General features: G+C 40.2%; 4 protein-coding genes. All 4 read right to left on the bottom strand.

Features of this window, described 5'->3' with window-relative positions; translation table 11 throughout:
* Nucleotides 1–637: 637 nt before the first annotated feature.
* The gene (locus tag QUE35_RS05505; RefSeq protein WP_031258803.1) at nt 638–2,893 is read right to left on the bottom strand and encodes a beta-N-acetylhexosaminidase; all 2,256 of its coding nucleotides are present in this window, start codon (nt 2,891–2,893) and stop codon (nt 638–640) included.
* Nucleotides 2,894–3,102: 209 nt separating this feature from the next.
* A complete protein-coding gene (locus QUE35_RS05510; protein ID WP_031258804.1) occupies nt 3,103–5,454 on the bottom strand; it encodes a glycoside hydrolase family 20 protein in 2,352 nt (783 codons plus the stop codon).
* 240 nt (nt 5,455–5,694) lie between these two features.
* Complete coding sequence (locus tag QUE35_RS05515) at nt 5,695–9,486, bottom strand: endo-beta-N-acetylglucosaminidase (RefSeq protein WP_022601986.1); 3,792 nt, start codon at nt 9,484–9,486, stop codon at nt 5,695–5,697.
* 89 nt (nt 9,487–9,575) lie between these two features.
* Entirely contained in the window at nt 9,576–11,279 is a 1,704-nt protein-coding gene (locus QUE35_RS05520) for a SusD/RagB family nutrient-binding outer membrane lipoprotein (protein ID WP_022601988.1), read from the bottom strand.
* Between the last annotated feature and the right edge of the window lie 3 nt (nt 11,280–11,282).

The following is an 11,282-nucleotide window of genomic DNA, read 5'->3' on the forward strand; positions in this document are numbered from 1 at the left end:
CAAATAGTCCTAATTTTTAAGGAAACTTCGACTTTGCAATATTTTCAAAGCACTTTTATTCTCTCTCATTTCAATGTCCCTACTTAAAAAAGACATATTATAAGAAAAAGAACATTCTTTTACTTCTATTACCCTATAAGCAATAGAATAGCATAGTTTATCAATATCAAAAGATTTAGCAAAATAGAGATTGGTAAAGTTTATCGATACCCGAAAACTACTGCCCAAATATAAGCAGACGACATAAGGAACGAAAAAAATACGATATTTCAAAAAATCTTCCATCATGGTCAAAATCTTCAAGGTTAATGGAAAAATATTTTCCTATTTTGTATATATAGACAAACAAACGGACATAAAAACGTCACCTTTTTTTATTTTTTTCACCAAAACCTAAAATTTTTATTTAGAAACCATCTGAATTTTCCACAAAAAACATATATCCGGGCTTTTTGAGACTCTTTCTCGAAAACCGTTCCTCAAAATTTTTGCAGAAATCGTAAGTACATTTTTGAAAACAGGGATAAAGAAAAAATTACTCCCGGGAATTATTCTCACAAGCCCCGGGAGTTCAACACTACACATACTACATAAAATGTTTTTTCATAGAAAAGATCGATCGTAGTATCCTGAATTATCAACGTATATTTATTTCATCGATAAACATATAAGCACCTTCTTTAGGTATTTGATGAGCTTTATAACGAATATAACGAGCCTTTGCATATCCGTTATAACCGAAGTTTCGGATCATCATGCCTTCCGTATCACGCCCGACCGGATTATCGATACGATTCAGACAAGAATACTCTTTTCCGTCATCAGAGATCCATATTTCGGTCCATTCGGGAAACCAAATCCAAGGACCGGGCTGTTGCATGAAGTTAACTTCGATAGTATGAATATCGGTAATTTTACCCAAGTCTATGATACAATCCATATCTCCGGAGAAACCTTGCCATTTGCCGTCTCCGTAACTGTTTCCTCCTGTATGACCATCGGTTAATGTATGTTCACAAGCAGCCTTATAATGATCGCTATAAGGCAACTTATAAGTTACTTTCGCACCGATTCCTTTATGATAATAAACTTTATATTTTTGTGAACGGGTCAACTGTTTCCCCTCCCCGAAAAGCGCAACGGTTATCTCGGCCGAATCTTTTACAGAAACAGGAACAGAATATAATGTCGAATGTAACGTCGGTTCTGACCCGTCGAGTGTATAACGAATTTCGGACGGGATACGGTCACATTCGAAAGAAACACGGATTTCACGCTTCAAAGTATCTACAATCTGAGACATAACTACTCCATTGGCAATAGGATGAGCATTTATCCCCTTGTCCCACAACCACGCAACATGTCTATTGGCCGCCAGACGGAAACGCGTCCACGATTTATTTTCGAGATTACTCCAAGCTACCTCGGAAAGTGCGAGCAAACGAGGATAAAGCATATATTCGACATGTTTTTGCGTAGAGATATATTCTACCCAAAGATTGGCCTGTACACCCAATATGCGCTTACTCTCCTCTAAAGTTAAAGAATCAGGCACAGGATTATAAGAATACACTTTCTTTAAAGGCAAATATCCGCCGATAGCTTCCGGTTCTCCTGACGGATTATCTTGATACGCATCGAAATAGCAATATTCTCCAGGGGTCATGATCGCATCGTGCCCCATTCTTACAGCCTGAATCCCCCCTTTCTCACCTCGCCACGACATAACCGTAGCATTCGGTGAAAGTCCGCCGTCCAGAATCTCATCCCATCCTAACAACTCCCGGCCTTTGCTATTAAGATACTTTTCTATACGATGCACCAGATAACTCTGTAATTCATCGACAGACTTCAGTCCTTCATCTTTCATTCTTTGCTGACATTTAGGACATTTCTTCCAAGCTTCCTTGTTTGCCTCGTCCCCTCCTATATGAATATATTTCGAAGGAAAAAGCGAAATAACTTCATCCAATACGGTTTCAAGAAATTTAAACGTATTTTCATTACCGATACAAAGCTCTCCGTTTTTATATGGTTTTCCCGAGCAAGATAAATCGGGATAAACGGCCAAAACCTCTTCACTATGTCCCGGCATTTCTATCTCGGGTATTACCGTAATGTGTTTCGAACGAGCATATTCCAACACGTCCTTTATATCCTCACGAGTGTAAAATCCCCCATAAGCTCCGGGAACATCCTGCCGACAATAATGCCGATTTCCGTTCCACCACTCTTTCCACGTAGGAGCTAGTCTCCATGCCGCCACCTCAGTCAAAAGCGGATATTCCTTTATCTGAATCCGCCATCCTGCACCGTCGGTCAAGTGCCAATGGAACCGATTGAGTTTATATGAGGCAATAACATCTAACTGCTTTTTTATAAATTCGGTATCGAAAAAATGACGAGAAACATCCAGATGCATGCCTCTATAAGGAAATCGGGGATAATCCTCGATTTTCAGACAAGGGAGCGCACTACCGGCACAAGACACCATAATCTGATTCAAAGTCTGAACCCCATAAAACAAGCCTTCATCATTATTTGCCGAAATAATGATTTTTTCGGGATAGATTTCTAAATTATAACTGCCGGATACAGATTCTTCTCCATCTCGTATCTTCTGAATATAAATAATATCTTTCCCGGATACTTTTTTCTTCCGGTCAATCGTACTCCACAAAGAACGCAACTCATTCATTAAAATTTTCTCTTCCTCAGAAGATGTTCCTGAAAATACGACATCCGGATTTTTAGAAAAGAATGTCCCCTCACCGAATACCAACTTCTGCGGATAAGGAATAAGTTGAAGCGTTATCTGTTCTTGCCGTTGACCTTTCAAAGGCAGCGACAAGAACAGAGATAAAAAAAATAATAATACCAGCTTTTTCGCCATACCAGAATTGTTTTTTCCGGAGAATATTTCAATTTGCATTTATACCTGTTTACCTCGGACAGATACCGAAAATTCCAAATATTCTCCGGAGGAAAATTTATTTGCTCAGAAAAATCTCACTTTCCGGATTAAGAATTTGTTTCATAAACTATGAACATTATTAAAATAAGCTCTAAAAGCTTGTCTAAGAACCCGTCTCAATAAAATACTTAATATATATTTATTTCATCTACAAATAAAAATCCGGGCTTACCTTTCGCACCATGCCATGCAGGTAAAGATTTTACACTATTAGCCTTAATTTTTACATAGCGGGTATTTACAGGATCAAAAGCTACACCTTGAATCATGCGGTCATTCTTCACACTCTGATCCGGCAACACCAATACCGTATCTGCCACACTGTTATATTTCACACCATCTTGAGAAACCAATACCGAAATATGGTCGGAAGGGAATATCCAATTATCTTTATCGAATAGAATACCCAATTCGACTTTAGAAATAAATGTTGTCTCACCTAAATCGATCACGGCATCCAAATCTCCGGGACTAAACCCGATCCAGCGACCGGTAGCAAAACCCATATCTCCGATCATTCCGTCTACAAGAGTCTGACCTCCCTTAAACGTATAACGGTCATTCGGTGCGCTGTTCAACGTTATCTTGCGTGCCGTAGCCTTATTGAATACATATTCTTTCTCAAACATATTGGTCTTCATTCCCGGACGTACTACAATCGCTTTCAGATCGGTATTTTCCGTCAACTCGATCGGCTGAGTATATCTCGTGCTTTTTTCTGTCGGCACCGTTCCGTCAAGTGTATAATAAACCGGAGCATCGCCTTGTGTTCTCAAAGTCACCTCTATGCAATGCTTTTCCGGAATAATCCTATATTCAGGATTGATACCGAATATATGTTTGCCATAATTATATCCTTTCAAGTCATACACCTGTATATTATGCTGAAGACGATCGAGAAAATTCACCCAATTTTTATTCTCCGGCCGAGTCCATTGTACCTCACTCAAAGCATCTAAACGCGGAAGCAACATATACTCGACCTGTTTAAAATCAGAGATATATTCAGTCCAAAGATTAGCCTGTGCTCCCAGAATATATTTTTTAGAATCATTATCCAACGTATCCGGAACAGGCTCAAAATCATATACTCTTTCAAGAGGTACATAACTGCCTATTGCAAGCGGTTCGGCCTGAGTATCTTCACTTTGATAATAATCAAAATAGAGATAAGTATTGGGAGTCATAACAACATTATGACGCAATTTCGCAGCCTGCACACCACCATCAGTACCTCTCCACGACATGACTGTCGCATTAGGAGCAGCACCCCCTTCAAGAATTTCATCCCAACCGATGATCTGACGATCGTTTTCATTCAGAAATTTCTCGACACGAGTCATAAAATAGCTTTGCAACCGTTCTTCAGCCGTGTGTTCCTTATCTGTTTTCAAACCCAACTTCCGAATGCGCGCCTGACAAAGCGGACACTTTTTCCAACGGTCTTTAGGGCATTCATCTCCCCCTATATGAATATAACGAGAAGGGAATAATTCTATAACTTCAGACAATACATCCGTAACAAACTCATAAGTCTCTTCTTTTCCGGCACATAAAACATCCGGATGTACTCCCCACATTCCTTGCACTTCATACGGTCCTCCCGTACAACCCAAAGAAGGATAAGAAGCCAAAGCAGCCACCATGTGACCGGGAAGATCGACTTCCGGAATTATAGTAATAAAACGTTCTTTTGCATAATTGACAATATCCCGAATCTGATCTTGCGTATAATATCCCCCATACGGAGTATTATCATATTGATCGAAATTTTTCTCAACCATCGTATGTTTGCGAATACTGCCGACTTCAGTCAGCTTGGGATATTTCTTAATCTCTATACGCCAGCCCTGATCATCGGTAAGATGCCAATGAAACACATTCAACTTATGCATGGCCAGCAAATCTATATATCTTTTTACTTCATCCACAGAGAAAAAATGACGTGCTACATCAAGATGCATTCCCCGGTAAGAAAAACGCGGGGCATCATCGATATGGACACACGGAACTTCCCACTTCTCTACCGAATCACTCTCTTTATCTCCATACACAGCTATGGGAAGCAGTTGTTTTAATGATTGAACGGCATAATAGAATCCGGCAGCCGAACTTGCCTTAATAATAATTTTCGAAGGGTCTATATCTAAAGAGTAACCTTCATTAGCAATAGACGTATCTAAATCGAAAAAGACGATATTCTTTTCACCTTTCTCTTCTTCAACTATGCACTCGGTTTTCAGACCTGCCACATTGTTAAGCAGCGCACTGAAGTTACGAACGACTTCCTGAGATGCCGAATCGAGCGATAAAGTGCATATCATTTTTGTCTTTTTATTAAAAACGAACGAACCTTCTTCCGGAACTAATGAGTTCGGATAAGGAATAACAGAATAAGTATTCGGTGCATTTTGCTGTTTGCACGAAATTATAGACAATGACAGGAGACATACTCCTAATACAAACAAATGTTTCTTCATACTATTATTTTATAGATTTTAATTATTCCATTTTCGTCATATCGGAACACGAATGCCTCCGCCACACTATTGATTTAATTTACAAAACTTACAAATCCAGTTTTAATAAGAAGATGTTGTCCGATCATCCGAAAAACAACCGGACAACTCTCCTTTTTAATCTAATTATTTTATTCCGCTTATGAATACGAGTTTATTACCTGCATATATGCACACACAGGTAATAAACTATAGATCAGATTACTTTACTAATTTTAAGGCTTTTACTCGTTTCCCATCCTGAGAAATCACAACCGAATAAATACCCTTTGCGGCATTGTCCATCGACATCGTACAGATTTCTCCGGCTCTTGCCTGATATTTTTTAGACGCTACCTGACGACCCTGCGCATCGAAAACATCTACTTGATAATTACCGTCGACAGCAAACTGCAAGTTTATATTGTCAATAAACGGATTCGGATATACCGACAAGGATCCTACGACATTATTTTCATCAACGCCCATAGCACCACCTACAACTACGATATATTGCTCTTTTGTCTTTGTCGCCGTACCCCAACCATTTTGCAACGTAAGAGTAACATCATAAGTACCATCGGTATCAAAAGCAACAGTTGCATCGTCACCATTATTTGTGACTTCAGCATTTTCTACTTCATAAGTGGCGGTCGTTGTAATCGGCATCGAGCCGGAAAGTGCCGGATTACCTTCAATATTAATCGAAGCAGGAATTATAACTTCCTCGGTAAGCGAAGTATTTTCACCGGCCGAACCTTTAAATTCTATATAAGAAGCTTTTGTTTTAGCAGCAAGCAATCCCTTATTTTCAAAAGTTTTATCACCTTCATTATAAGTATCCGATTCAAATGTCCAATAACCTTGCAAACCGGCAGGTATATCTTTATTTTCATATCCGCCCATAGCCTCTATCACTTCACTGTCAGAAAGAGCCTTATGCCAAATCTGTACATCATCTATAACACCCGTAAAACCGGAATGATAAACATTCGATCCGCCGAAATAAATAGGAGCCTCTCCATAACTGATATCTCTTGCGGCACAAGAACCTACCTTTTTACCGTTAAAATAGATACTTTGTTGTGATCCGTTGAACATAATCATGATGTGAGTCCATTGACCCGCAGTCAGACTATAAGATTCTGTTTTATACCATGTACCGTCAGTACAACAAGCAAGGTTGGGTATTTCATGCTTATTGGTATTCCCGTTAAATGGAATCGTAGATTCATTGTTATACATCGTAAACGATACGATATTGTCCTCTATTAAAACCTCATCAGGATCATTTTTATCTGTGGTTTTCGGCCAGATATGTACCCAAAAAGCTCCCCAGTTATTATTAGGCCAGCTAAGAGATGTAGATCTCTGATTTACTAAATTAGTTCCATATTGCGCATGAGAAAACTTATCGGGTTTAAGCCAGAATCCGATAGAATAAGCTCCTTGATTATCAGGAAGGAATTCTGACGGAATACGGAACATATACGGATCGTCTATCTTCAAACCTCGGGATACCGTACCTTCACCTTTACGTCCGGTAAATGTAAGCGTAACAGGATCATCCGATTGACTCAGATCTACCTCTGTTTTCGAAGCCGTAATATCGTCGATCAACGGTAAAGCACCAGTAGCGGCAGGCGATACTTGTACATATCCCCGATAAGTCAATTCGGTCAAGTCTTGTTTTGTTATTTTCACATCATAATACCCCTCTTCCGAAAGAGATGTCGTAAATGAGCGCCCCATATCAAAAGTTCCTTTATTTTCACCGGTAGTCGAACTGATAAGTTCCCAGAACATCGGTTCTTCTTGATTAGGATCGAGCAATGATACGGTAAATTCCTCTCCTGCTTTGATCACAGCCTTGTTGCATTCGATACCGTCAACCATCGTAACCGGAATATTCAAATAATCAGTCCATGCAATATCACTGGCTGTCTTTCCATCAGGCGCAACAGCCCGTACACCGACACGGTACTCCGATATGGCATTATCCGAAGATACCGGAGCACCGACTACATAATGAGCCCAAGATGAAGTAGTTCCGCAAAGAATAGGCTCCTCACCTTTTGCCTGACTATACACTTCGAAATACCACGTATCTACATCTTCATTATAGATAGGCAAAGACGGATCACTCGGATTAGGGTCTGCACATTTCCAACTAAATTTAAAATCAAGCGCATTATAAGTGCGTTTCTTCAGTATCTTATCTTCATCTGTAATGATTGTCGGTTTTACCGGATGGGGAGTTACATTATTGTTGACAATAGCAAACTCTCCTACTAACAATTCATAATCGGCAGAGGTGTTTTCAACAGCCAAACCAATGCAAGCGACATTACCTGTCATACCCAGCGCATTAGCTGTTTTTGAGAATTCCGTCCATTCTCCTTTCACTGCAGCAGCCGGAATCTCTGCAGTTTGGAAGTCAGTCTCAGAGCCTACTTTAGACCAAATCAGCTTCAAATGAGATTCCGTACCGCTATTTACCTTATACCGCATAGATATCTTGTCTCCTTTAGCAATATTGAAATTGGTTTTGAACAATCTGATATTAGAAACTTTAGTCGCTCCTGACAATTTCAATGCAGAACCGGCATACCAAGAGTCCTCAAACGTAAACCCGCAATCAATAGCATCTGACGGAACATCGCCATTCGCATCGGTAATCCACCAACGCCATGTCGGCAAATAATCCTGCACACCGATATTGAACCACTTGTTATTGAAAGTCACCTTACCCTCATTTCTGAAAACCTTACCATTACCTAAACCGAAGCGTGTCACAAAAGGCAATTCCGATAATACGCTGCGAGCAGGTAAATATTCGGCAATACCACAAAAACTTTCCATCGCAGCCTCACTGGCACTGGAAATTCCATCTTTTATTTTCGGACGATTGGCCGGATTGCGTAACCCGCCCGAAAATACTTGTTCTTGCTTATCCAAATAACAATATTGAACAGCTTCATCTCCCGATCCGAATTCAGAAGAGTTCTGATAAATCATATTCGTCGTATGATTACCCCAAAACGCTATCGACATATCCGTATTTTTCAATACACTCCAAGATCCACGGCCGAGCCAACTTCCCTGAATATCATAACCGGCATACAGAGTAAACGGATCTGCTCCGATCGATTTTGCATGCTTCACAGAACTTGAAGCACCAGAAGTCCAACTATAATTCAACATATACATGTCGGTCACTTGATTGCCATTTTTCCACAACCAGTCTTGTTTACCGAAATTAAAATCAGAACCCAAATCCATATCACCGTTATTTGCACTGGTACCGTACCAATAAATATGGAACTGCCAATTCAAATCTTTTGCAATTTTACGGCATTCAATAATAAAATCTTGAAAATCTGATGCATCCGGAACTGTACCTTCAGGATTGATCCCCAAACCGTCAACTCCATAATAACGCATAAATTTCACAAGCTTTTCGGCATATTTAAATTTACCGTTCTCTTTCTCAACCAGCATGTGCACACACTCGTTAGCATTGGTATTATCTCCTCCCCAAGAATCGAAAAAGATCAAACCGCCACTATTCGCTACACCATTCCGATGTGTTACATCCAAATATGCACCCGGAACACGAATCCAAGGCAAAGACCATCCTCCTTGCGAATCGACATAAGACCACATACTGAAATTATCGCCATCAAAAACATAACGAGGCAACGACTGCCAATAAGTATCGGCAACTCCCATCGGAGTCCACATCGAAAATTTACGATCTGTCGTCAATGTAGGATCAACCTGTGTATTCGCATTTTCAAAGCGCTTTTTTAACGGCACACGGGAAATAAAGAAATTCTCATCCTCCGACAATGCCTGTCCGGGTTCCCAAGTCCTAAAATACTCCCAAAAGTTTTGCGAAACGTCATCATCATAAAGCTTCACATACGCATCGTGCGACGGAATATTCTGCGCTGAAACAGAAGAAACCGCAATACACGAAAGCAATGAAAATAACCACGTCTTTGTTTTCATGTTTTTTCCATTTTTAAATTAATAACTATGTAATTTAGTATCCGGGAGGTGAAATTTCTAATATCACCTCCCAAGTTTAAGGATAACTTCTATTGTCCGGCAGCCGTCCGTTCCCACCAACGATTATCTCCCAAACCGGCAGGGTCTTCAACATCCCACCAAAGAGTCGTACGCTCATAATTACCGCCACCAAGTGCAGCCAATCCACTATTGGCAATATCCTGCGCAGCCGAACCATCAGTTTCATTCCACGGAATACGGCGTATCATGCGTCCTCTACCCAAAGTACCGTCACCAATATCATTTGTCGGGAAAATACGGGGATAACCAGTGCGGCGCAGGTCATTCCAAGCCTCAAGCCCCATCGGGAAATTCGCCAACCACTTTTGAGTAATGATCTTTTCCAGTTTTATAGCAGGAGCATCTGTCGAATTTATAGTAACACCGACAGTTAACAGCCCTTTAATATTATTTCTCGGATTACTCGGATCTACATAATCGATAGATGTATCGATATCCTCATCTTTTTGAGCCCAATAATTTCGGAACTTTTCATCAGTCTGAGCTACATCGAAGTCTGCAAAACTCGCCACGATCCCCCTCAGATAACTGGAAGTCAAAGAACCGATATTCCAACGAAGGGCTGCTTCAGCTTCAAGGAAATAACGTTCCGACAGCTTAAAAAGGGCAACCGGTGTAGTATTATAGGCACTATTTACCATAGAGAAATTAATATACGGATTGTTATCATCACGAGCAGTCAATGAAATACCCGTCCGAACACCTACAATATCCGTATTCTCATCCCAAGCCTTCTCTCCTGTGGAGGTGTTTTTTATTGCTCCGCCGTTTTTCAAGAAAATTGTCTCCATAAAAGGATAATTCAACCGCTTCATTATATTCTCCATCGAAGCGTTCAAACGGGTGTCATTCCAAAGTGTCGAAATAAATACAATAGGATGAGACAGTCCGTCATGTACATTCTGATTATATGCTATCGATTTTTCAATTAGTCCGTCATTAAATGCCAAACGAGCCTCTTCTTGCGCTTTTGTAGGATTAACATTACTCATTCTCAACGCCATACGCATACGTATAGAATTGGCGAATCTTCGCCATACATCCACCGATCCGCAAATACGGTCATATTGGGCAAGAACATTATTGATCTTTTCCTGATGTTCTTGCGATGTATTTGAAAAATCCTTCAATATTTCGGCAGATTTTTTCAAATTGTAAAACAATGAGTCGTAAATCACATCCATCGGTTCGTAAGTAACAGGCGGCTCTTGAACATCATTTTTGTAATCGGTCCAAGGAAACGGTCCATAAATATCGGACAGTTCCAATGCCGAGAAACAGTACATAATATTACACATCGCACCGATCTCTTTCAGATCGAGCTGATCGGCAGACCGCATAACAGGCAATGCTGCATGAGCCACATTAAAGAAACTGGCCTTAGGACCATCGGCATACTCCGGGAAATAACGGTACGTAGAAGGCAAATTACCGCTAAAATTTTGGGTACCCGCCATATAACCGGCATAGTTGTCAATATGGATATTGAACTGAACCTGATAAACATGCGCACCTCCAGAAGTTCCTATATCATGCATTTTCTGTTGGGCAGTCAGAAAAAAACCGACTGCCTGATCATAATTCTCTGCAATAGAAAGATCACTCGAAGAGACTTGTGTATTCAGGCTGAGATCATCCAATAGAGGGTCTCCACAACCGACCAAAGACATCGTTGCCGCTAATATCATTACGGAAAAATATTTTTTCTTCATAAC

It is taken from the genome of Coprobacter fastidiosus (genome assembly GCF_030296935.1).
GTDB lineage: Bacteria > Bacteroidota > Bacteroidia > Bacteroidales > Coprobacteraceae > Coprobacter > Coprobacter fastidiosus.

Bases quoted from the DNA above. Each gene is read 5' to 3' on its own strand.
- QUE35_RS05505 (WP_031258803.1), bottom strand. From the start codon at position 2,893: ATGGCGAAAAAGCTGGTATTATTATTTTTTTTATCTCTGTTCTTGTCG.
- QUE35_RS05510 (WP_031258804.1), bottom strand. From the start codon at position 5,454: ATGAAGAAACATTTGTTTGTATTAGGAGTATGTCTCCTGTCATTGTCT.
- QUE35_RS05515 (WP_022601986.1), bottom strand. From the start codon at position 9,486: ATGAAAACAAAGACGTGGTTATTTTCATTGCTTTCGTGTATTGCGGTT.
- QUE35_RS05520 (WP_022601988.1), bottom strand. From the start codon at position 11,279: ATGAAGAAAAAATATTTTTCCGTAATGATATTAGCGGCAACGATGTCT.